The sequence below is a fragment of the Microbispora sp. NPDC046933 genome (assembly GCF_040644635.1).
Classification (GTDB): domain Bacteria; phylum Actinomycetota; class Actinomycetes; order Streptosporangiales; family Streptosporangiaceae; genus Microbispora.
In genome coordinates this window covers 17,469-38,874 of record NZ_JBEYWW010000020.1, presented here as the reverse complement: position 1 = coordinate 38,874, position 21,406 = coordinate 17,469, and the positions used below count along the sequence as shown (strand labels likewise).

Genomic DNA, 21,406 nt, shown 5'->3' with positions numbered 1-21,406 from the left:
TCGTTCAGACTGTCGTGAAGGTGACTGTAGGTAGGTTATGCCCCGAGACAGGCCCCGTGGACCCACTCCATGGCCAATCAAGCATCCCATGACGAGATTCTTGTGGATCTTCTGTCGCGGAGCCGTGTGAGTGCGCGAAATTCCCTGCCGCAAGGGCGCTCCGGCGGCCGGATGAACGCCCCGCCCTACCATGGAGAGGATGACGGGCACGGACTTCAGCGAGTGGCTGCGCGGCCGTTCCGACGAGCGACTGCGGGCGCTCGTGGCGGCGCGGCCCGAGCTCGTGACGCCCGTCCCCGCCCACATCGACGGTCTCGCCACCCGCGCCTGCAGCCCCTCGGCCATCGGCCGGGCGCTCGACCGGCTCGACCGGTTCTCGCTCGCCGTGCTGGAGACGCTGGCCCTGCGGCCCGGCCCCGCCGACCGTGAGACGTTGCTGTCCCTGCTCCGCCGTGCCGTTCCCGGTGATCCGGACGGCGAGGCGGTCGGGCCCGCCCTCGACGCGGCGCTCGACCTGCTGACCACGCGCGCCCTGGTCTACGGGCCCGAGGACGCGCTGCTGCCCGCGCCGGGAGTGGCCGACGCGCTCGAACCCCCGGCCTCCCTGGGGCCGCCGGCCGGCGAGGTGTTCCGCCACCACCCGCCGGAACGGCTCGACGTGCTCCTGCGCGACATCGACCCGGCGTACGAGGGCGGCGGGGAGGTGGATGGAGGGCGGCCGGCCAGGGAGCGACTCGCGGCGCTGCTGGCCGATCCCGCGACGGTCGCCCGCCTCGTCGGCGAGGTCTCCCCGCAGGCCAGGGCGGCCCTGGACGAGCTCGTCTGGGGCCCGGCCAGCGGGCGGCTGCCGAACGCCCGCCGCGAGGTGGACGCGGCGAGCGCGCAGTCGCCCATCGAACAGTTGCTGGCCCGCGGGCTGCTGGGCGCGACCGGGGAGGAGACCGTCGCTCTCCCCCGCGAGGTCGCCCTCGTGCTGCGCGACGGCCGGGTGCACCGCGACCTTTCCCCCGGCCCGCCCGCCCTGGAGGGGCCCGTACGCGACCAGGATCTGGCCGACCGCACGGCCGCCGGGCAGGCGTTCACATTCGTGCGCACGGTCGAGGAGCTGTGCGAGGTGTGGAGCGTGGACCCGCCGGGCGTGCTGCGCGCGGGCGGCCTCGCCGTACGGGACCTCAGGCGGACGGCCCAGCTCCTCGACCTGCCGGAGTGGGCGGCGGGGCTGGTCGTCGAGGTCGCGCACGCGGCCGGGCTGGTCGCCGCGGGCGAGGGGGAATGGCTGCCGACGGGCGGCTACGACGGCTGGCGGATCAAGGCCACCGAGGACCGCTGGGCGGTGCTCGCCGACGCCTGGGCCGCAATGGAACGCGCCCCCGGGCTGATCGGCGAGCGGGACGACCGCGACCGCCCGCTGAACGCCCTCCACCCCGACCTGCGCAGGCCGGGGGCCGCCCAGACGCGGGCGCGCACGCTCGCCGTGCTGGAGTCGGCCCCGCCCGGCCTCGCGCCGACGCCCGAGTCCGTGCTGGCCCGGCTCGCCTGGGAGCAGCCCCGCCGCCGCCCCGCGCTGCGCGACCGGCTCGTACGCTTCGCGCTGCGCGAGGCCGAGCACATCGGCGTGACCGGGCTCGGCGTGCCGGCCACCCACGGCCGTGCGGTCGCGCGCGGAGACGGCGGGGCGGCCGGCCTGCTGGCGCCGTTGCTGCCGGAGCCGGTCGACCACGTGCTGCTGCAGGCCGACCTCACGGCCGTGGCGCCGGGCCCGCTGACCACCGACCTCGGCCGCAGGCTCGCGCTCACGGCCGACGTGGAAAGCAAGGGCGGGGCGACGGTGTACCGCTTCTCCGAGCAGTCGATCCGCCGGGCGCTCGACGCGGGACACTCGGCCGGCGACCTGCTCGCCATGCTGGAGCGCCACTCGGCCACCCCGGTCCCCCAGCCGCTGTCATACCTGGTGACCGACGTCGCCCGCCGCCACGGCCGCATCCGGGTCGGCACGGCGTCGGCCTACATCCGGTGCGACGACCCGGCCCTGCTCGACGAGGTGCTCGCCGACAAGCGGGCCCACCTGCTGCGGCTGCGGCGGCTCGCACCGACGGTGCTGGCGTCCAAGACGTCCCGGGCCGCGCTGGTCGACTCGCTGCGGGCGATGGGATACGCGCCGGTGGCCGAGTCGCTGGAGGGCGACGTGGTCGTCGCGCGGGCCGACGCCCGGCGGACCGAGGGGCAGCTCGTCGCCCGCCTGACCGCGAACACCGCGCCAGACCCCGAGGTGCTCGCCGCGGCCGTACGGGCGATGCGGGCGGGAGACTCGCGGCGGCGGCCCGTCGAGGCGCCGGAGGGCCAGGTGCCCCGCTCCCCCGCGACCGCCACGATCAGCGCGCTCCAGGAGGCCATCCGGCAGGGGGCGCGGGTGTGGATCGGCTACCTCGACTCGCAGGGACACGCCACGAGCCGCATCCTCGAACCGGCTCGGATGGAGGGCGGCTACCTCACCGCGTACGACGAGACCCGGGCGACGGTCCACCGCTTCGCCCTGCACCGCATCACGGGCATCGCCGAGATCGGCCGATGACATATCCGTGGTAAACCTTGAGGCCTCTCGCAGTAAAGGATTTCAGGGTGACGACTCCAGAGCAGCCGGGGCAGGGACCCCAGGATTGGCAGACCCCGTCCAACCCCTATGGACCGCCGTCCGGCTCCAACCCCTACGGACAGCCGTCCGGCTCCAACCCCTACGGACAGCAGCAGTACGGGCCGTACGGCACGCCGCCGGGCCCCGACCCGAACCAGCAGTACGGACAGTACGGACAATACGGGCAATATGGCCAGCCGGGTCAGTACGGGCAGCCGGGTCAGTACGGGCAGCCGGGTCAGTACGGGCAGCCGGGGCCGAATCCCTACCAGCAGCAGTACGGCTACTACCCGCCGGGCGGTTACCCGCCGAGGCAGGAGGGCCCGCGCACGCACGCGATCGTGGCCCTCGTCATCAGCCTCGTGCTGGCGTTGAGCTGCTACATCACCCTCGGCGGCATCACCGGGGCGATCCTGTCCGGGATCGCGCTCAGCAAGGTGGACACCGCGCCGGACCAGGCTCGCAATCTGCTGAAGTGGACGTGGATCGCCATCGGCGTCAACGTCGTCCTGTTCGTGCTCGGGATCGGCGGGTTCATCTGGGCCGGGGTCAACGGCTACCTGGACTGATTCCCGCGATTGGGACTGATTCGGCCCGGCCTCGTGTTTGATATGCGGTAGCCCGTACTAGGGGAGCCGGCATGAGGGGCGGGCAGGCATGAGGGGGGCAGGCATTGAGTGACGGGCCGCTGATCGTCCAGTCCGACAAGACGCTGCTGCTGGAGGTCGACCACCCGAGGGCGGACGAGTGCCGCAAGGCGATCGCACCGTTCGCCGAACTCGAACGCGCGCCCGAGCACGTCCACACCTACCGCGTCACCCCGCTCGCGCTGTGGAACGCCCGGGCCGCCGGGCACGACGCCGAGCAGGTGGTCGACGCGCTGATCGGCTTCAGCCGCTATCCCGTGCCGCACGCGCTGCTCGTGGACGTCGCCGAGACCATGGCGCGGTACGGCAGGCTGCGGCTGGAGAAGCACCCCATCCACGGCCTGGTGCTCACCAGCACCGACCGCGCCGTGCTGGAGGAGGTGCTGCGCTCCAAGAAGATCCAGCCGCTGGTCGGGGAGCGCTACGGCGCCGACATCGTGGCCGTGCACCCATCCGAGCGCGGCAACATCAAGCAGACGCTGCTGAAGCTCGGCTGGCCGGCCGAGGACCTGGCCGGGTACGTCGACGGCGAGCACCACCCCATCGACCTGCGCGAGGACGGCTGGTCACTGCGGCCGTACCAGAAGGAGGCGGCCGACGCGTTCTGGCACGGCGGCTCCGGCGTCGTGGTGCTGCCGTGCGGCGCGGGCAAGACGATCGTGGGCGCGGCGGCCATGGCGCACGCCCGGGCGACCACGCTGATCCTGGTCACCAACACGGTCTCGGCCCACCAGTGGAAGCAGGAGCTGCTCAGGCGCACCTCGCTGACCGAGGACGAGATCGGCGAGTACACGGGCACCAAGAAGGAGATCCGCCCGGTCACGATCGCCACCTACCAGGTCATGACGACCCGGCGGCAGGGCACCTACCGGCACCTTGAGCTGTTCGACGCCCGCGACTGGGGACTCGTCGTCTACGACGAGGTCCACCTGCTGCCCGCGCCGATCTTCCGGATGACCGCCGACCTGCAGGCCCGCCGCCGCATCGGCCTCACCGCCACCCTCGTGCGCGAGGACGGCCGGGAGGGCGACGTCTTCTCGCTCATCGGGCCGAAGCGGTACGACGCGCCCTGGAAGGAGATGGAGAACCAGGGCTACATCGCCCCCGCCGAGTGCGTCGAGGTGCGGGTGACGCTCGGCGACGACGAGCGGCTGGCCTACGCCATGGCCGAAAGCGACGAGCGCTACCGGTTCTGCTCGACCACGCCCGCCAAGACGAGGGTCACCGAGGCGCTGGTGCGGCGGCACGCGGACGAGCAGGTGCTGGTCATCGGACAGTACATCGACCAGCTCGACGAGCTGGGCGAGCACCTGAACGCGCCGGTCATCAAGGGCGAGACCAAGGTCAAGGAGCGCGAGCGCCTGTTCCAGGCGTTCCGCGACAAGGAGATCCGGGTGCTGGTGGTCTCGAAGGTCGCCAACTTCTCCATCGACCTGCCCGAGGCGGCCGTGGCGATCCAGGTCTCGGGCACGTTCGGATCGCGCCAGGAGGAGGCCCAGCGGCTCGGCCGCGTGCTGCGTCCCAAGGCGGACGGCGGCGGCGCGCGGTTCTACTCGGTGGTCAGCCGCGACACGGTCGACCAGGAGTTCGCCGCGCACCGGCAGCGGTTCCTGGCCGAGCAGGGGTACGCCTACCACATCATCGACGCCGACGACGTGGACGAGGAGGACCCGGCCCGCTGACCTTCTCCGGTCACGTACGGCTTCCAATCGCGTACGGCCTCCGGTCACGTACGGCGCCGGGCGCGGTAGGCGCTGGCCTTGGCCCGGTTCTGACACGACAGATCGCAGAAACGGCGCGAGGCGTTGCGGGTGGTGTCGAAGAAGACCAGGGAGCACGTCGCGGCCTGGCACGCGCCGAGCCGCGCCCCCTGGCCCACCCCGATGACCATGGCGAGCGCGGTGCCCATGTCGGCGGCCCAGGCGTCCACGAGCGTTGCGCCCGGCCGGTGGAAGGCCAGCTGGAGCGGCTTTCCCGGGTCGCCGTGCAGGGTGGGCACGGCGCCGTGCCGCGCCAGGAGGTCGTTGAGCCGTTCGGCCGCCTCGGGCAGGCGGTCCCCCGCGCCGTACAGCGGGCGCAGCTCGGCGGCGACCTCCGCGAGCCGGTCGGCGTCGGCCGCCGTGAGCCCACTCGGAGGGCGACCGGCGGCGGCGAGGCCGGTGTGGATCGCGGCGAGCCGTTCGCCGCCCGTCTGCGGCGGTGTGACAGGGCGGCCGTGCACCGACTCGGCGGCGAGGGCGTTCACCAGGAGGACGGCGAGATCCACCCTACTCCCGACATAACTGTCTATCTCGGATTGACCAGTGATGCGCCACGGCTCTATCGTCACTGTCGTAGCTTATCTAGACAGTGAGGTTTGAGGGATGTCCGTACGCCTGGCCCGCACCATGTGGCATCAGATCGAGCCGGTCCACGCCACGCTCTACTTCAGTCCCCAGGCCTTCGAGGAGGCCGCCGCGCTCGGCTACGACGTCACGACGCGCTGGCCGAGCTACTTCGCCTGGCGCACCGCGCCGCTGGGCGCGGCGGGACCCGCGCTGGTGGCCGCCACCTACTACAGCTTCAGCCCGAGCATGATCGCCGAGTACGTGCCGGGCGTCTGGGAGACCGCGACTCCCGCACAGGTGCTCGACGCGCGGCTGCGGGCGATGGACCGGACGTTGCGCGGGCTCCTCGGCGACCGGATCGACGACGGCGTCAAGGAGGCGGCCGAGCTGGCGATCAGGGCGGCGGAGAGCGTGGACGTCGCCCACCGGCCGCTCGCCGCGGCCAACCTCGACCTCCCGTGGGCGGAGGAACCGCACGTGGCGCTGTGGCAGGCGTACACGGTGCTGCGCGAGCACCGCGGCGACGGGCACCTTACGGCCCTGCACGCCGCCGGCCTGGACGCCTGCGAGGCCCTGGTCTCCTTCGCCGCCGTCGGGGCGGCCCCGGCAGAGAACTTCGCCGGCCGCGGCTGGAGCGACGAGGAATGGGCCGCCGCGCGCGACCGGCTCGCCGGACGCGGACTGATCGACGACGAGGGGACGGCCACCCCGGCGGGGCAGGCGCTGCGCGACCAGGTCGAGCGCATGACCGACGAGCTGGCGGCGGGCCCGTGGCGGGCGCTCGGCGAGGCAGGGGCCGAGCGGCTGGCCGAGCTCAACCGGCCGTTGCTCGGGGCCGTGTTCGAGTCGGGCCTGCTGCCCGCCGTCACCACACTCGGCATCGGTAAGATCCAGGCCCCTGAGTGAGGGGCGGCCGGCCATCCACACGGCCGGCACTCAGCAGGGTGTCCACGAACGTCGGCCGGGCCGGGCACCGCGCCGGAAAAACCCTCGGTTCCCGCGAAGCCCGCTCCACTCTCCGAGCCCGGTTGACGTGCGCGGACAGCGCTAGGTCCAGGAGATGCCCTTGGGCCTTGTCACCACATCACCCCCTCGCGCCTTACCCTCACATGATGCAGTCGTGATGGCGGCAATACCCAGCAGACAAGGCGAATCACGCAATATACGCATTTTTCGTCTTACTCCTGGTTTCTGCCGCCCGATACCTGCCCGCCGGTGAGCACCGACGGCTCACTCAACACGGCATATCAGGACAAATCACCCCACTACTGCATGCCGTTCCCCCCGCGGCCTGACGATGGAGCCCTCCACCGTCTCCGCCGGGAAGCTTTCCGTGCCGGTCACCGGGACGCGGTCACTGGGCGGCCAGGCCTCCGACGAACAGCACCGCCAGCGCGACGATCCAGGCCATCACGGCGACGCCGTGCAGGGACTCGCGCCGGCCGAGCCAGGCGACCCCCGTGGCGCACGCCGCGACCATCGCGACCATCACGGACAGCGCGATCACCGAGGCGATCCGGTCCGCGCAGTCCGGCGACGACCCCAGGCCCGTCGTGCAGAAGGCCTGCCTGCTCCAGCCGCCGAAGACCGCGAACCCCCACAGCGTGGCGAGCAGCAGGCTCGCCGCCGCCAGGATCTCCGGAGGAACCACGGTGCGCGTCACCTGGCTACAGATACCCGCCCCGGGAAACGGCGACACGCGAGAGAAATACCGTTTCGGCATCGCGGCGCGCATCGCTAAGCTCTTGTGCTTCCCGCTTCCACCAGTCCTGTCCCCGTCATGCCCGGAGGAGCTTCCGCATGCCCGGAAATGTGCTCGAAGATGAGCGCGCCCATCTCGCGGCCTCCCGCGCCGCCCTGCGAGCGATGCGTGAGCACGCGCAGTCGCTGTCGGCGGACGCCGCCGGCGACTGGGTGTCTCAGCAGGTCCTGCAGGGCCTGCTCGACCAGCGGGTGGCCGCCCTGGCCGACCACCCCGACGCGCCGCTGTTCTTCGGCCGGTTGGACCGCGCGGCCGGCGACGACCTGCCGAGCACGGTCTACGTCGGCCGCAGGCACGTCCACGACGAGAGCAGCCGGCCCCTCGTGATCGACTGGCGCGCCCCGATCTCGCGTGCCTTCTACCAGGCCAGCCCCGCCGACCCCATGGGGGTCGCGCTACGCCGCAGGTTCGGCTACCAGGGCGGCGACCTCACGGCGTACGAGGACGAACCGCTCGACGGCAGGGCGCTCGGGCAGAGCAGGCTGCTGACCGAGGAGATCGAGCGGCCCCGCACCGGCCCGATGCGGGACATCGTGGCGACCATCCAGCCCGACCAGGACGAGATCGTCCGCGCCGACCTCGGCGTGACCGTCTGCGTGCAGGGCGCGCCGGGCACCGGCAAGACGGCCGTGGGCCTGCACCGCGCGGCCTACCTGCTGTTCACCCACCGCGAGAAGCTGTCGCGCTCGGGCGTGACGATCGTCGGCCCCAACCGGGCCTTCCTCTCCTACATCTCCTCGGTGCTGCCCGCGCTCGGCGAGGTGAAGGTCGACCAGACGACGGTGGCCGGCGTCCTGGGCGACCACGCCCATCCCGAGGACCCCGCGGTGGCGGCCGTGAAGGGCGACGCCCGCATGGCCGAGGTCGTCAAGCGGGCGCTGTGGCTGCACGTCACCAAGCCGGCCGAAGGCGTGCTGTTCACCAAGGGCATCAACCGCTACCGGGTGCCCGATCACGAGGTCCGTGAGATCGTCGCCTCGCTGCGCGGCACGACGAGGTACGGCCCCGGCCGCGCCACCCTGGCCCAGCGGCTCGCCCACGCCGTGCTCGTGCAGATGGAACGGCGCGGCGAGTCGCCCGACGACCGGGTGCAGGACGCGGTGGCCCGGTCGAAGCCGGTCAAGGCCGTCCTGGACGCCGCCTGGCCGAAGCTCACCCCCGAGCAGGTGCTGTTCCGGCTGCTGTCGGACCCCGAGTTCCTCGCCAAGGCGGCCCGGTCGGACCTTTCGCCGGAGGAGCAGCAGCTCATCGTGTGGCGCAAGCCGTACAAGTCGCACCGGTCGGCCAAGTGGACGGCCGCCGACGCGGCGCTCCTGGACGAGCTCGGCGACCTGATCGAGCGGACGCCGCCCCAGGGACACCTCGTGGTGGACGAGGCGCAGGACCTGTCGGCCATGCAGTTGCGGGCCCTCGGGCGCCGCTGCCGCAACGGCTCGGCGACGGTGCTCGGCGACCTCGCACAGGGCACCACGCCCTGGTCCGCGCGTTCGTGGAAGACCGTGCTCGACCACCTCGGCCAGCCCTCGGGCGAGGTCACCGAGCTCACGCTCGGCTTCCGCGTGCCCCGCGAGATCCTCGACTTCGCCGCGCGGCTGCTGCCCTCCGTCGCGCCGGAGCTCGCCCCGCCGCGCTCGCTGCGTCCCGGCGCCGGTTCTCTGTCCGTACGCCGCGAGGCCGACGTCGCCGCCGCCCTTCCCGGGGCCGTACGGCAGGCCCTCGCGCACGAGGGCTCGATCGCGGTCATCGCGGCGGACTCCGGCCTTCCCGCGCTCTCGGCGGCCCTGGAGGCCGCCGCGGTGCCGCACACGGTGCTCGGCCCGGACTCGACGGGCGACGACCGGGTGCTGCTGGTGCCGGCGACGCTCGCCAAGGGTCTGGAGTACGACCACGTGATCGTCGCCGAGCCGGCCGCGATCGCGGAGGCGGAGGAGCGCGGCCTCGCCCGCCTCTACGTGGTCCTCACCCGGGCGGTAACGTCACTGACCGTCCTGCACAGCCGCGACCTGCCCGAGGAACTGCGATGAACCTGCCCGACGTACGCATCCGACACGGAGCGCTCGACGACGTGGAGACCGTGCTGCGGTTCTGGCTGGAGGCCGCCGAGAACACCGACAGGCACGACGACGCCGGCAAGGTCGTGGCCCTGATCGAGCGCGATCCCGAGGCGCTGCTCATCGCCGAGATCGACGGCCGCGTGGCCGGCACGCTCATCGCCGGGTGGGACGGCTGGCGCGCCCACCTCTACCGGCTCGCCGTGGACCCGGCCCACCGGCGCATGGGCATCGGATCGAGGCTGATCCGGGCCGCCGAGGAGCGGTTCCGGAAGTTCGGCGCGTTCCGCGCGGACGCGATGGTCCTGCACGACAACGCCCTGGCGCACCACGCCTGGACTGCGGCGGGATACACGATGCAGACCGACTGCGCCCGCTGGGTCAGGCGCCTCCCCTGAGGCATGGCACGGGAAAGGGCGGTTCCCCCGAGGGGGAACCGCCCTTCCGTTGAGACGAAGCAGGCAGATGGATCAGAAGTCCATGTCGCCGCCGCCGGGCATGGCGGGGGCCTTCTCCTTCTCGGGCTTCTCGGCGATGACGGCCTCGGTGGTCAGGAACAGCGCCGCGATGGACGCCGCGTTCTGCAGCGCCGAGCGGGTGACCTTGGCCGGGTCGATGATGCCGGACTCGAACATGTTGACGTACTCGCCGGTCGCGGCGTTGAGGCCCTCACCGGCCGGGAGGTTGCGGACCTTCTCCACCACGACGCCGCCCTCGAGGCCGGCGTTGACGGCGATCTGCTTCAGCGGCTCCTCGAGGGCCTTGCGGACGATCGCGGCACCGGTGGCCTCGTCGCCGTTGACCTCGAGCTTGTCGAACGCGTTGGCGCCGGCCTGCAGCAGGGCCACGCCACCGCCGGGGACGATGCCCTCCTCGACCGCGGCCTTCGCGTTGCGGACGGCGTCCTCGATGCGGTGCTTGCGCTCCTTGAGCTCGACCTCGGTGGCCGCGCCGGCCTTGATGACGGCGACGCCGCCGGCCAGCTTGGCGAGGCGCTCCTGGAGCTTCTCGCGGTCGTAGTCGGAGTCGGTGCGCTCGATCTCGGCGCGGATCTCGTTGACCCGGCCGGCGATCTGCTCGGCGTCACCGGCGCCGTCGACGATCGTGGTCTCGTCCTTGGTGATGACGACCTTGCGGGCGCGGCCGAGCAGGTCGAGGGTGGCGTTCTCGAGCTTGAGACCGACCTCCTCGGAGATGACCTGGCCACCGGTGAGGATGGCGATGTCGCCCAGCATGGCCTTGCGGCGGTCGCCGAAGCCCGGAGCCTTGACGGCCACGGACTTGAACAGGCCGCGGATCTTGTTGACGACCAGGGTGGCCAGGGCCTCGCCCTCGACGTCCTCGGCGATGATGACCAGCGGCTTGCCGGACTGCACGACCTTGTCGAGCAGCGGCAGCAGGTCCTTGTTCGCCGAGACCTTGGAGTTGACGATCAGGATGTACGGGTCCTCGAAGACCGCCTCCATGCGCTCGGGGTCGGTCACGAAGTAGCCGGACACGTAGCCCTTGTCGAAGCGCATGCCCTCGGTGAGCTCCAGCTCCAGGCCGAAGGTGTTGCTCTCCTCGACGGTGATGACGCCTTCCTTGCCCACCTTGTCCATCGCCTCGGCGATGAGGGCGCCGATCTCGGTGTCGGCGGCGGAGATGGAGGCGGTGGAGGCGATCTGCTCCTTGGTCTCCACGTCCTTGGCGAGCTTCGACAGCTCCTCGCTGACCCGCTCGACGGCGGCCTCGATGCCCTTCTTCAGCGCCATCGGGTTGGCGCCGGCGGCTACGTTGCGCAGACCCTCGCGAACCAGCGCCTGGGCGAGCACGGTGGCCGTCGTGGTGCCGTCACCGGCGACGTCGTCGGTCTTCTTCGCGACTTCCTTGACGAGCTCGGCGCCGATCTTCTCCCACGGGTCCTCGAGCTCGATCTCCTTGGCGATGGAGACACCGTCGTTGGTGATCGTGGGGGCGCCCCACTTCTTCTCCAGCACGACGTTGCGGCCCTTGGGGCCGAGGGTCACCTTCACGGCGTCGGCGAGCTGGTTCATACCGCGCTCGAGACCGCGCCGGGCGTCCTCGTCAAACGCGATCATCTTGGCTGCCATTAGGCTAGACCTCCCAGTAGCAGGGTGTCTTCAACGGACCGAGCCGACGCCCGCGACGGCATGGACCCGCTATCCCTGCGCGAGCCCCATCGCCCCGATCCCGGTTGTTGTCACTCTCGACCTCAGAGTGCCAAACAAGTATTTAGCACTCTACCCCTGGGAGTGCAAGCGGAAGCCGTCCTGACCAGCTTGGACGGTATGTCCAGATGAGCGAGCCAGAGGCGCGCGGCCGGCACGACCCGGCGGGCAAGAGCGCCCCGACGAGCGAAGCGGGAAACATGGCGAAAGGCCCGGCCCGCGGGAATCCGCGTGCCGGGCCTTCCAAGGTCGATGACGAGATCAGACGGCCCGTACGGCCTCCGCCTGCGGGCCCTTCTGACCCTGCGTGATGTCGAACTCAACCCGCTGACCCTGCTCGAGGGCCTTGTAGCCGTCCATCATGATTGCCGAGTAATGGACGAACACGTCCTTCCCACCGTCTACCGCGATGAAGCCGTAGCCCTTGTCCGCGTTAAACCATTTGACGGTGCCCTGCGCCACTTCCGACTCCTCTTGCTGGGCTGGGGACCACACCCAAGAAGCCCCCGGTTTTGTCGATCGTCCTCGACCATACCCGTGTCAAGGCGTAGGACAACAGAGTCAATCCGCAAACTACTACTTGGCGTTCGCTCAAAGCGGGATCGAAGAATATTCACTTTGCTGTTGAATAGTTGAGAGCTGCACCTTTTGCCATGGCATCACATGCTTCTTCACGCGATAGAAGCGCATGTCAGGTGCGCGGCCCCGCCGCGGCGGCTCAGCCTCCGGCGACGGCGGGGATGACCGAAATCTGCACCCCGTCCGGCGTGGCAGTGTCCAGACCCTCGGCGAATCGGACGTCCTCTTCCCCGACGTAGACGTTGACAAAACGCCGAATCTTGCCCGTCTCGTCCAGGATGCGCCCGCCGATGCCGGGGTAGTCCGCGTCCAGCTTCTGGAGGACCTCGCGGAGCGTTCCCCCCTCCCCGCTCACCTCCGCGGCGCCGTTGGTGTACGTCCGGAGAATCGTCGGAATCCGCACGGAAACGCTCATTGTTCACTCGCTTTCGTTACTGCCGATGGGCCTTTTGAAACGCTTTCAGTTGGCGAATGCCGCACGGAAGGCGTCGAGAGAGGGACGGATGACGGCGGCGGGGCGGGCGTGCTCGGCGACCGCGTCGAGCGTCTTGAGCCCGTCGCCGGTGTTCAGCACCACGGTCTCCGCGTCCGGGTCGAGACGGCCCTCGCGCACCAGCTTGCGCAGCACGCCGACCGTGACGCCGCCCGCGGTCTCGGCGAAGACGCCCTCGGTCCTGGCCAGCAGGCGGATCGCCTCGACCACCTCCTGGTCGTTCACGTCCTCCACCGCGCCGCCCGTCCGCCTGGCGATGTCGAGCACGTACGGACCGTCGGCCGGGTTGCCGATCGCCAGGGACTTGGCGATGGTGTCGGGCCGCACCGGCTGCACCACGTCCTGCCCGGCCTTGAACGCCCGGGAGACCGGCGCGCAGCCCTCGGCCTGCGCGCCGAAGATCCGGTAGGGCCGCTCCTCGACCAGCCCCAGCTTGATCAGCTCACGGAAGCCTTTGTCGATCTTGGTGAGCTGCGAGCCGGAGGCGATCGGGATGACGATCTGGTCCGGCAGCCGCCAGCCGAGCTGCTCGGCGATCTCGTACGCGAGCGTCTTGGAACCCTCGGCGTAGTAGGGCCGGAGATTGACGTTGACGAAGCCCCACTTCTCGCCCAGCTCATCGCCGATGAGCTCGGAGCAGAAGCGGTTCACCTCGTCGTAGGTGCCCTCGAGGGCGACCAGGCGGCCGCCGTACACCGCCGCCATGGTGACCTTGGCCGGCTCCAGGTCGGCGGGGATGAACACGCAGGAGTCGAGGCCGGCCCGGGCGGCGGCGGCGCCCACCGCGCCGGCGAGGTTGCCGGTGGAGGAGCACGACAGGGTGTGGAATCCGAAGTTGCGCGCGGCCTCGACCGCGATCGCGACGACCCGGTCCTTGAAGGAGTGGGTCGGGTTGCCGGAGTCGTCCTTGACGTGGAGCGACCGCAGGCCCAGCTCGGCCGCCAGCCTGTCGGCCTTCACGAGCTTGGTCCAGCCGGGCTGGAGGTTGGGCTTGGCCGCCACGCCGGCGGGAACGGGGAGCAGGGAGCGGTACCGCCAGATGTTCGCCGGTCCGGACTCGATGTCCTCCCGGCGAACCTCGCCGAAGTCGTACGCCACCTCAAGGGGGCCGAAACACTCCGTACAGGCGAAGATCGGGCCGAGGTCGTAGAGAGCGCCGCATTCGCGACACGAAAGACCGGTGGCGGGGCCGAACTCGACGGGGTTCGCGGCAGTGTTAGCGGCAGTGCTGGTGTGCGCCATGAAGCGAGGCCTTTCCCTCATCTTCGCTCGCGACCACCCTGGCCGCGAGCCGGAATTGGCACCTGTCCCGGCCGGGCCTCGTGGGCACGAGTGCGACACCGGGGAGGTTGCCGGGGCTTCGCAGGGCCGGTCCCTCCACCCCTCTGGATGAGCATGTTCAGTTGTGCGACCTTCGCAGGAAGGTCCCTAGCACTGTACCCCGGCGTCCCCGGTGTCCGTTCCGACGTCTCGCATGGCGAGACGATTCGTATCAGCCGTACGCCTCGCCGAGGGCGCTCTGCACGTACTTGCGCGCCTGGTGGATACGGGACTTGACCGTCCCGAGGGGGATCTTCAGCTGATCGGCGACCTCCGCGTAGTCGAGCTGGCAGATGTCGCGCAGCACGAGCGCCTGGGCGAGGTCGGGCCGCTCGGCCTCCAGCGCCTCCATCGCGTCGAGCAGGTCGAGCCGCGACCCGGCGATGACGCTCACCCGCCGGGGATCGGGACGCTGCTCGGGCAGTTCCTCCGCCTGCTCGGACGAGCGCCGCTTGAGCGAGCGGTAGGTGGTCCTGGCGCAGTTCACGGTCACGATGTGCAGCCAGGTGCTGAACTTGGCCCGCCCCTCGAACCTGGCGATGTTGCGCGCCACGGCGAGCAGCGTGTCCTGCGCGGCCTCCTCGGCGTCCTGCCGATACGGTAGAAGCCGCTCGCAGTGCCGCAACACGTCGGGCTCGATGCGCCGCAGCAGTTCGCCGAGCGCGCGATGGTCCCCCTGGGCAGCCGATCGGGCCAGGTCCTCGGTCGTATCGTCCAGTGCCATGCCGTATCCAGCCCTCCCGCGATCGGTTGACATCCTATTGACAGAGGTCGGCTTTTATTAATCTTCCGGCATGCGCGCCCGCTCTGATCGAGGGAACCCCAAGATGAGCAGCACCGTTCTGATCGCGTCCAACCGGGGCCCGGTGTCCTTCACGCTGTCGGAAGACGGCGGCCTGACCATGCGCAGAGGCGGGGGCGGGCTCGTCTCCGGCCTGTCCGAGGTGGTCAGGGGCACCGACGTCCTGTGGGTCTGCGCGGCGCTGTCGGACGGCGACCGGGGCGCGGTCCGTCAGGCGCCCGCCGGGCGGCTCGACCGGGCCTTCGAGACGGGGCCGATCCGCATGCTGGACATCCCGCCCGCGGTCTTCCACCGGGCCTACAACGCCGTGGCCAACTCGACCCTCTGGTTCGTCAACCACCTGCTCTACAACACGCCCTTCGCCCCCGAGTTCGGCACGCGGTTCCGGCGCGAGTGGGAGTCGTACCGCACGTACAACGGCGCCTTCGCGCTGGCCCTGGCCGAGGAGGCGGCGCACCGGGCGCGCGTCATGGTGCAGGACTACCACCTGACGCTGACCCCGGCGATGCTCCGGGTCGAGCGGCCCGACCTGCGCATCGCCCACTTCTCGCACACGCCCTGGGCGCCGCCGGAATACTTCGCGCTGCTGCCCGGGGACGTCGTGGCGGAGGTGCTGACCGGCATCCTCGGCGCCGACCACGCCGGATTCCTCACCGCGCGCTGGGCCCGCGCCTTCATGGACTGCTGCGAAACGCTGCTCGGGGCCAGGGTGGACCACGCCGCCCGTACGGTGACGTACGACGGGCGGACCACGCGGATCGGCGTCCACCCCCTCGGTGTGAACGGCGAGGCGCTGCTGGCCCGGGCCGCCGAGCCGGACGTCGAGTCGCACATGACCGTGATCAGGGACCTCGTGGGCGACCGCAAGCTGATCGTGCGCATCGACCGCACCGAGCTGTCCAAGAACATCGTGCGCGGCCTGCGGGCCTATCAGGAGTTCCTGGCCGCCCATCCCGAATGGCACGGCCGGGTCGTCCACCTCGCGTTCGCCTACCCCTCCCGGCACGACCTGCCGGAGTACCGCGAGTACACGGCGGCCGTGCAGCGCTGCGCCAAGGAGATCGAGGACGAGTACGCGACCGAGGACTGGGAACCGCTGATCCTCAACGTGAACGACGACTACCCGCGCTCGCTGGCCGCCTACCGGCTGGCCGACGTCCTGCTCGTCAACCCGATCAGGGACGGCATGAACCTGGTGGCCAAGGAGGGCCCGATCCTGTCGCCCCGGTGCGCGCTGGTGCTGTCCCGCGAGGCGGGCGCGGCGGCCGAGCTGGGAGCCGACTCGCTGCTCGTCAACCCGTACGACGTGTCCGGCACGGCGGCGGCGCTGCACGAGGCGCTGACACTGCCGGAGCAGGAGCGGCTCACACGTGGCCTGCGGCTGCGGGAGGCCGCCACCGCCCTGCCGCCCCAGCGCTGGTTCGAGGACCAGCTCACCGCGCTGCGCTGACCCGGGCCGACGCAGTGGGCTGACCCCGGCCGGCCGCAGGTGTGCTGACCCGGCCGGCGCAGCGTGCTGACCGCCACGCCGGTCGCCGCACCGGGTGATCGGCTCTCGTCCCGAATGATCTGCTGCGCTACCCTTGCCTGGTTTTGGACCGCAACATAAAGGTCACCAGAGACAGCCCCACCTGGTTGATCTATCTCCAGCTCGCCACCTTCGCCACCTACCTGTACGGCCTGTCCGCCGCCATGCCCCTCCTGCGCGCCGAGCTCGGCGTGTCCCAGGCCGTCGCCGGGCTGCACGGCACCGGGATGGCACTCGGCGGCATCGGTGGCGGGCTGGCCCTGCCCGCACTCACCAGGCGGTTCGGGCGCCGCGTCGTCACCTGGGCCGGCCTGACCGGGATGAACGCCGGGGTGCTCCTCGTCGCGTTCGGGCACGCGCTCCCGTTCACCCTGGCCGGTTTCACGCTCGCCGGCGCCTGCGGTTCGACAGCGTTGTACGTGATGATGGCGGTGCTCAGCGACCACCACGGCCCGGCAGGGGCGGCCGTCATCAGCGAGGCCAACGCGGTCGCCGTCACCGCCGGAATCGCCACCACCTACGCCTTCAGCGTGGTGGCCGAGTCGCCGGTCGGCTGGCGGCCCGCGCTGTTCGTGCCGGTGGCCTCCACCCTCCTGCTGGCCCTGCTCATGGGCCGGGTCTGGGTGCCGCCGGTGCCCGCCCCGCCGCCGTCGCCTTCCCCGACCTCCAGCAGACTCCCGTACGGCTGGCGCTTCCACGTCGCCGGAGCGGTCCTGCTGTGCTGCGTGGCCATCGAGTTCGCCTTCAACCTGTGGGCCGCCGAGCTGCTCTCCCAGCGGACCGGGCTGTCGCCCGGCCTGGCGGCGACCGGGCTGACCGCGATGCTGGCCGGCATGGCCGTGGGCCGGTTCGGCGGCGCCCGGCTGGCCCTGCGCTTCGCGCCGGGGTCGATGCTGCTGGGCTCGCTCGTGGTGACCCTGGCGGGCTGGGCGCTGTTCTGGACCGGGACCTCGGCGCCGGTCTGCTACGCCGGGCTCGCGCTCAGCGGGCTCGGCATCTCGGTCCAGTTCCCCATGGGCCTGACGCGCATGATCGAGGTGTCGGGAGGCCGGCCGGACCAGGCGTCGGGCACGGCCTCGATCTGGGCGGGCATGGGCTCGGGCAGCGGGCCGTTCGTGCTCGGCGCGCTGGGCGACGGCTTCGGGACGCACACGGCGTTCCTGCTCGCGCCCGCCCTGATCGCGATGGCCGCGGGCGGAGTGGCCGCTTCCAGGACGCGTTCCTGAATCGGCGCCAGGAACGTGCCCTTCGTTCCGGTCCGGCGACCACTCTCAGGGAACTCCGGGACGTCCTGTCACGCGGCGTCGAGGGCTGCGGTGATCTTGCGGGCCATGTCGGCCACGGTGGGGGGCTCGCCCTTCCGGCAGGTCATGGAGCAGTGGCGGCAGAGCCGGGCCGATCCGAGCGCCCAACACCACAACCCGCCGACCACCAGACCAACTCCCGTACTGGACCGGGAAGGCAAGCGGGCAGCCGGCGGCTGGGCCCGCGTCGGGGGCGGAAGGCGTTTCATAAGCGGTCGCCCGGTGGACGGCGGCACCGCCTCGCCGCTTGGTGGGACGGGTGCGCGGCCGCCGCGTGGAACCGCGACCGCGCCGCCGCACCCGGTGATCATCCCCGCCTGCCAGTGACGGCAGCCGGCTTCTGAGGGCATGGCCGATTTCCGCGCTCAGAGCCCTCGCGGGCCCCAGGCCGGTCAGTTCCAGGTCGCGTTCTTGAGGATCGCGTCCAGCTGCGGGTGGTCCCACTGGTCCAGGACCAGGATCTTCGACGTGGGCAGATACCACTCGCGCTGGTTGTAGTGCAGTTTCACTCGCCACTTCTTGTCGACGCAGGTCGCCGCCCACTTGTGGTAGTCCGCCTTGTGGCCGGGCCCGACCTGCCGCAGCCCCTTGTCCGCGAGCTTCCATTCGCCCTTGTACAGCTTGTAGCTCTTGGGGCAGATGCTGACGTCGGTGGCCGGGTCGAATCCGTACTTCGACTTGTATGCCTGGAACGTGCGGAGTCCGATCTTGAGCGCCTTCGGGCCCAGCACCCAGAAGCCGTGGCACCCGTAGTCGCGGAAACCGTAGTCCTCCGTGCCGTAGGTGGGGCACGAGCCGGTGATGACGCGCACCCAGTCCTTGTCGTCCTTGTCCACCTTCCACGACTTGGGGATCGTGAGGGTCAGGCCGCCCCGCAGGTGGACCTTCTTGGTGCCGCCGCTTTCGCTCGCGTACGCCGCCGCCGGAGCCGCCAGGGACGCCGCCAGCACGGCCAGGCCGGCCGCCGCGGCCGAGATCGTCTTCCTCATGCCCCGGACGTTACCGGCGGCCACTTGCACACCGCTTGTGGCCCGGTATGAAAGAGATCACCGAACCCGAGGTCAGTTCCAGGTCGCGTTCTTGAGGATCGTGCTCAGGCCCGGAGTCTTCCACTGGTCGATCACCAGGATCTTCGACGTCGGCAGGAACCACTCGCGCTGGTTGAAGCGGGCCTTCACCTTGGACGAGGTCAGGGACGTGCAGGTCCCCGCCCAGTCGCGGTAGTGCGCCTTGTGCCCCGGCCCCACCTGCCGCAGCCCCTTCTCGGCGAGCTTGGTTTGGCCGATGTAGATGTTCTTCTTCACCGGGCAGGGCCCGACGTCGGTGGCCGGGTAGAACGGGCCGTCCGGCGTGTACGCGTCGAAATGCTCGTGGCCGACCTTGATCGCCCCCGGTCCCATGACCCAGAAGCTGTGGCACCCCGAGTCGCGGAAGCCGTACGTGTTCGTGCCCTTGGTGGGGCACGAGCCGGTGATGACGCGCACCCAGTCCTTGTCCTTGGCGTCGACCTTCCAGGAGGCGGGGATCCGCAAGGTCAGACCCTTGCGCAGGTGCAGCGACTTGGTGGCCGCGCCGTCGTTCGCGTACGCCGCCGCCGGAGCCGCCAGGGACGCCGCCAGCACGGCCAGGCCGGCCGCCGCGGCCGAGATCGTCTTCCTCATGCCCCGGACGTTACGCCCGGCCGCTTGCAGACGGCTTGCCGAACCTTGCCACGAGGTCGCCGAGGAAGGCCACGACGCCCTCGGGCCCGTCCACCACCACGTCGGCCCGCTCCGCCAGGGCGGTCACCTCCGTGGACCCGCTGCACACCCGTACGCCGGGGATCCCGGCCGACTCGACCGCGTCGAAGGCGGCGAGGTCCCCCAGGTCGTCGCCGACGAACATGACCGAGCGGGCGTCCCGCTCGGCGAGGAAGGCCGACAGGGCCCGCCCCTTGTCCATCCCGGCAGGCCGCAGCTCCAGCACCATGCGGCCCGGCTCGACCGCCAGCCCGGCCTCCTCGGCCAGCGCCGCGACGGGCCCGCGCAGCGCCTCCAGCGCCGCCGCGGGGTCGGCGCACCGCCGGGTGTGCACGGCGACGGCCCTGTCCTTGTCCTCGATCCAGACGCCGTCCAGTCCGGCCGTCAGCTCGGGCAGCCGGGCGCGGACGAGGTCGAGCCCCGGCGGTGGTGGCGGGGCCGTCAGGCGACCGTCCTCCCAGCGTTCCAGCCCGTAGTGGCCGAGGATCACCAGGCCGGGCACGCCGGCGAGGGACGGCCCCCCGGGGACCTCGCCGAGGGCGAGCGCCGTACGCGGCGGGCGGCCGGTGACGATCACGACGGCGCGCACCAGCGGGGCGAGGGCGGCCAGCACGCCGGGCACGCGGGGATGCACACGGGCGGCCGCGGGGTCGGGCACGATCGGGGAGAGCGTGCCGTCGTAGTCGAGTCCGATCACGGCGCCGGCCGGATCGTTGACGATCGCGTCGATTCCTGCGTGCGCGGGCAGGGTCATGGCCTCACTCCGAAGGGGGTCAGGTGCGTACGCCTCGACGGCCTCATGCCCCGGGAGCGGGGCTCATCCGTGCAAGGGAAGAAACCAACGGGAATCAGGGGTTCAGTCCGAAGCGGCGGGCCGAGCGGTCGCGCCGCCGGCCGGCTCTCATCCGGCGCAGCCGCTTGACGAGCATGGGGTCGTGCTCCAGCGCCTCCGGCCGGTCGATCAGCTCCCCGAGTAACTGGTAGTACCGCGTCGCGGAGATGCCGAAGGCCTCCCTGATCGCCTGCTCCTTGGCACCCGCGTAACGCCACCACTGGCGCTCGAACGCGAGCATCTCGCGGTCGCGGTCGGAGAGGTCGAGCCCGTCGCCGCCGGCCGGTTCGGTGTCCATCCGCTCCTCCTCGATCGGCTCGCGAGCCCGTCCCATGGTAATGCCAAGCCCGCGAGACGAACCCGGGGTGTTCAGGCCGGGCGGGACGGACGTAATGTCACGTGGTGTGAGCTCTGTAATCACGCTTCTGACCGACTACGGGCTGGAGGACGGGTTCGTCGCCGCGTGCCACGGCGTGATCGCGGGCATCGCTCCGCAGGCTCGGATCATCGACGTGGGTCATCTCGTCCCCGCCGGGGACGTACGGCGCGGCGCGGCCATCCTCGCGCAGACCCTGCCCTACCTACCGGCCGGAGTCCATCTCGCGGTCGTCGATCCCGCCGTGGGCGTGAACCGGCGCGCGGTCGCCGTGGAGGCGGGGGGACGGGTGTTCCTCGGCCCGGACAACGGCATCCTCTCGTGGGCCGTCCGCGCCGCGGGAGGCGCCGAGGCGGCCTACGAGATAACGAACAAGGACCTGTTCCTGGCCAGCGTCTCACCGACCTTCCCGGGACGGGACCTGTTCGCCCCGGTGGCCGCCCACCTGTGCACCGGGCGTGCGGCCGCCGACGTGGGGCCGCCGATGCCGGTGGAGCGCCTGGTGACCCTGCCCGCGCCGACCTGCCGGTTGCGGGACGGCGCGGCCGAGGGCGAGGTGATGTCGGTGGACAGGCACGGCAACGTCCAGTTGTCGATCACCGCCTCCGACCTGGCCGAGCTCGGCGTAAAGCTCGGCGACACCATCGTCGTGTGGCTCGGGCGCCGCCAGGTCGCCGTGCCGTTCCGGGAGACGTTCACCGCCGTGCCGCCCGGCGACCTGGTGGCGTTCGCCGACTCCGCCGGCCTGGTCGCGATGGCGATCAACGCCGGGGACGCCGCCGAACGCCTGGGTCTGCCCCCGGGCGCGCACGTACGGCTGTCGCCCGGGCGCTGACCGCGGGT

At 71.3% G+C, this 21,406-nt stretch carries 20 protein-coding genes and 1 riboswitch; of the genes, 9 read left to right on the top strand and 11 right to left on the bottom strand.

Features of this window, described 5'->3' with window-relative positions; genetic code table 11:
- Positions 1-199: 199 nt before the first annotated feature.
- The 3 genes from ABZ857_RS25395 to ABZ857_RS25385 all read left to right on the top strand — a co-directional run bounded on the left by ABZ857_RS25395 (position 200) and on the right by ABZ857_RS25385 (position 4,961).
- Positions 200-2,572 carry a helicase-associated domain-containing protein gene (locus tag ABZ857_RS25395; protein WP_357046860.1) on the top strand — a complete coding sequence of 791 codons (2,373 nt, stop codon included), beginning with the start codon at positions 200-202 and terminating at the stop codon, positions 2,570-2,572.
- 47 nt (positions 2,573-2,619) lie between these two features.
- Positions 2,620-3,201, top strand: a complete 582-nt coding sequence (locus ABZ857_RS25390; RefSeq protein WP_357046858.1) for a hypothetical protein — start codon at positions 2,620-2,622, stop codon at positions 3,199-3,201.
- 104 nt (positions 3,202-3,305) lie between these two features.
- Positions 3,306-4,961: a DNA repair helicase XPB gene (locus ABZ857_RS25385; RefSeq protein ID WP_357046856.1), complete on the top strand. Its 1,656-nt coding sequence runs from the start codon at positions 3,306-3,308 to the stop codon at positions 4,959-4,961.
- Between the two features lie 44 nt (positions 4,962-5,005).
- On the opposite strand, the gene ABZ857_RS25380 is transcribed toward ABZ857_RS25385, so the two are convergent.
- Positions 5,006-5,545: a CGNR zinc finger domain-containing protein gene (locus ABZ857_RS25380; protein WP_357046854.1), complete on the bottom strand. Its 540-nt coding sequence runs from the start codon at positions 5,543-5,545 to the stop codon at positions 5,006-5,008.
- A gap of 97 nt (positions 5,546-5,642) precedes the next feature.
- On the opposite strand from ABZ857_RS25380, the gene ABZ857_RS25375 reads away from it, so the two are divergent.
- Positions 5,643-6,512 carry a hypothetical protein gene (locus ABZ857_RS25375; RefSeq protein WP_357046852.1) on the top strand — a complete coding sequence of 290 codons (870 nt, stop codon included), beginning with the start codon at positions 5,643-5,645 and terminating at the stop codon, positions 6,510-6,512.
- A gap of 448 nt (positions 6,513-6,960) precedes the next feature.
- Here the strand turns inward: ABZ857_RS25375 and ABZ857_RS25370 are convergent, their stop codons facing one another.
- On the bottom strand, positions 6,961-7,269 hold the full coding sequence (locus ABZ857_RS25370) for a hypothetical protein (protein WP_357046850.1): 309 nt from the start codon (positions 7,267-7,269) through the stop codon (positions 6,961-6,963).
- A 137-nt stretch (positions 7,270-7,406) separates the two neighbouring features.
- Between ABZ857_RS25370 and ABZ857_RS25365 the strand changes: the two genes are divergently transcribed.
- Positions 7,407-9,392 (top strand): AAA family ATPase, encoded by a 1,986-nt coding sequence (locus ABZ857_RS25365; RefSeq protein WP_357046848.1) that lies wholly within the window; start codon positions 7,407-7,409, stop codon positions 9,390-9,392.
- On the top strand, positions 9,389-9,817 hold the full coding sequence (locus ABZ857_RS25360; protein ID WP_357046846.1) for a GNAT family N-acetyltransferase: 429 nt from the start codon (positions 9,389-9,391) through the stop codon (positions 9,815-9,817). Before ABZ857_RS25365 ends, ABZ857_RS25360 begins: the two co-directional genes overlap by 4 nt.
- 72 nt (positions 9,818-9,889) lie before the next feature.
- On the opposite strand, the gene groL is transcribed toward ABZ857_RS25360, so the two are convergent.
- From groL to ABZ857_RS25335, 5 genes are all read right to left on the bottom strand, one after another.
- A complete protein-coding gene (gene groL, locus ABZ857_RS25355; protein ID WP_183543035.1) occupies positions 9,890-11,512 on the bottom strand; it encodes a chaperonin GroEL in 1,623 nt (540 codons plus the stop codon).
- Positions 11,513-11,851: 339 nt separating this feature from the next.
- Positions 11,852-12,052 (bottom strand): cold-shock protein, encoded by a 201-nt coding sequence (locus tag ABZ857_RS25350; protein WP_030509192.1) that lies wholly within the window; start codon positions 12,050-12,052, stop codon positions 11,852-11,854.
- Positions 12,053-12,308: 256 nt separating this feature from the next.
- On the bottom strand, positions 12,309-12,584 hold the full coding sequence (locus ABZ857_RS25345) for a MoaD/ThiS family protein (RefSeq protein ID WP_142650919.1): 276 nt from the start codon (positions 12,582-12,584) through the stop codon (positions 12,309-12,311).
- A 45-nt stretch (positions 12,585-12,629) separates the two neighbouring features.
- Positions 12,630-13,904 (bottom strand): threonine synthase, encoded by a 1,275-nt coding sequence (thrC, locus tag ABZ857_RS25340; RefSeq protein WP_357046843.1) that lies wholly within the window; start codon positions 13,902-13,904, stop codon positions 12,630-12,632.
- 14 nt (positions 13,905-13,918) lie between these two features.
- Positions 13,919-14,058: riboswitch (SAM riboswitch) on the bottom strand.
- Between the two features lie 96 nt (positions 14,059-14,154).
- Positions 14,155-14,706 (bottom strand): sigma-70 family RNA polymerase sigma factor, encoded by a 552-nt coding sequence (locus tag ABZ857_RS25335; RefSeq protein ID WP_079319296.1) that lies wholly within the window; start codon positions 14,704-14,706, stop codon positions 14,155-14,157.
- A gap of 103 nt (positions 14,707-14,809) precedes the next feature.
- On the opposite strand from ABZ857_RS25335, the gene ABZ857_RS25330 reads away from it, so the two are divergent.
- Both ABZ857_RS25330 and ABZ857_RS25325 read left to right on the top strand, forming a co-directional pair.
- Positions 14,810-16,234, top strand: a complete 1,425-nt coding sequence (locus tag ABZ857_RS25330; protein WP_357046841.1) for a trehalose-6-phosphate synthase — start codon at positions 14,810-14,812, stop codon at positions 16,232-16,234.
- Between the two features lie 143 nt (positions 16,235-16,377).
- On the top strand, positions 16,378-17,538 hold the full coding sequence (locus tag ABZ857_RS25325) for an MFS transporter (protein WP_357046839.1): 1,161 nt from the start codon (positions 16,378-16,380) through the stop codon (positions 17,536-17,538).
- Positions 17,539-18,008: 470 nt separating this feature from the next.
- Here the strand turns inward: ABZ857_RS25325 and ABZ857_RS25320 are convergent, their stop codons facing one another.
- The 4 genes from ABZ857_RS25320 to ABZ857_RS25305 all read right to left on the bottom strand — a co-directional run bounded on the left by ABZ857_RS25320 (position 18,009) and on the right by ABZ857_RS25305 (position 20,485).
- Positions 18,009-18,605: a hypothetical protein gene (locus ABZ857_RS25320; RefSeq protein ID WP_357046837.1), complete on the bottom strand. Its 597-nt coding sequence runs from the start codon at positions 18,603-18,605 to the stop codon at positions 18,009-18,011.
- 72 nt (positions 18,606-18,677) lie between these two features.
- Positions 18,678-19,277, bottom strand: a complete 600-nt coding sequence (locus ABZ857_RS25315; protein ID WP_357046835.1) for a hypothetical protein — start codon at positions 19,275-19,277, stop codon at positions 18,678-18,680.
- 10 nt (positions 19,278-19,287) lie between these two features.
- Complete coding sequence (gene otsB / locus ABZ857_RS25310) at positions 19,288-20,109, bottom strand: trehalose-phosphatase (RefSeq protein WP_357046833.1); 822 nt, start codon at positions 20,107-20,109, stop codon at positions 19,288-19,290.
- 94 nt (positions 20,110-20,203) lie between these two features.
- The gene (locus ABZ857_RS25305; protein WP_357046831.1) at positions 20,204-20,485 is read right to left on the bottom strand and encodes a DUF3263 domain-containing protein; all 282 of its coding nucleotides are present in this window, start codon (positions 20,483-20,485) and stop codon (positions 20,204-20,206) included.
- Between the two features lie 106 nt (positions 20,486-20,591).
- Here ABZ857_RS25305 and ABZ857_RS25300 point away from each other — a divergent pair, with 106 nt between their 5' ends.
- Positions 20,592-21,398 (top strand): SAM-dependent chlorinase/fluorinase, encoded by an 807-nt coding sequence (locus ABZ857_RS25300; RefSeq protein WP_357046829.1) that lies wholly within the window; start codon positions 20,592-20,594, stop codon positions 21,396-21,398.
- Positions 21,399-21,406 lie beyond the last annotated feature (8 nt).

Excerpts from the sequence above, each read along its gene's own strand:
- ABZ857_RS25395 (WP_357046860.1), top strand. The coding sequence starts at position 200 with ATGACGGGCACGGACTTCAGCGAGTGGCTGCGCGGCCGTTCCGACGAG.
- ABZ857_RS25375 (WP_357046852.1), top strand. The coding sequence starts at position 5,643 with ATGTCCGTACGCCTGGCCCGCACCATGTGGCATCAGATCGAGCCGGTC.
- ABZ857_RS25365 (WP_357046848.1), top strand. The coding sequence starts at position 7,407 with ATGCCCGGAAATGTGCTCGAAGATGAGCGCGCCCATCTCGCGGCCTCC.
- ABZ857_RS25360 (WP_357046846.1), top strand. The coding sequence starts at position 9,389 with ATGAACCTGCCCGACGTACGCATCCGACACGGAGCGCTCGACGACGTG.
- groL (WP_183543035.1), bottom strand. The coding sequence starts at position 11,512 with ATGGCAGCCAAGATGATCGCGTTTGACGAGGACGCCCGGCGCGGTCTC.
- ABZ857_RS25345 (WP_142650919.1), bottom strand. The coding sequence starts at position 12,584 with ATGAGCGTTTCCGTGCGGATTCCGACGATTCTCCGGACGTACACCAAC.
- thrC (WP_357046843.1), bottom strand. The coding sequence starts at position 13,904 with ATGGCGCACACCAGCACTGCCGCTAACACTGCCGCGAACCCCGTCGAG.
- ABZ857_RS25335 (WP_079319296.1), bottom strand. The coding sequence starts at position 14,706 with ATGGCACTGGACGATACGACCGAGGACCTGGCCCGATCGGCTGCCCAG.
- ABZ857_RS25330 (WP_357046841.1), top strand. The coding sequence starts at position 14,810 with ATGAGCAGCACCGTTCTGATCGCGTCCAACCGGGGCCCGGTGTCCTTC.
- ABZ857_RS25320 (WP_357046837.1), bottom strand. The coding sequence starts at position 18,605 with ATGAGGAAGACGATCTCGGCCGCGGCGGCCGGCCTGGCCGTGCTGGCG.
- ABZ857_RS25315 (WP_357046835.1), bottom strand. The coding sequence starts at position 19,277 with ATGAGGAAGACGATCTCGGCCGCGGCGGCCGGCCTGGCCGTGCTGGCG.
- otsB (WP_357046833.1), bottom strand. The coding sequence starts at position 20,109 with ATGACCCTGCCCGCGCACGCAGGAATCGACGCGATCGTCAACGATCCG.
- ABZ857_RS25305 (WP_357046831.1), bottom strand. The coding sequence starts at position 20,485 with ATGGACACCGAACCGGCCGGCGGCGACGGGCTCGACCTCTCCGACCGC.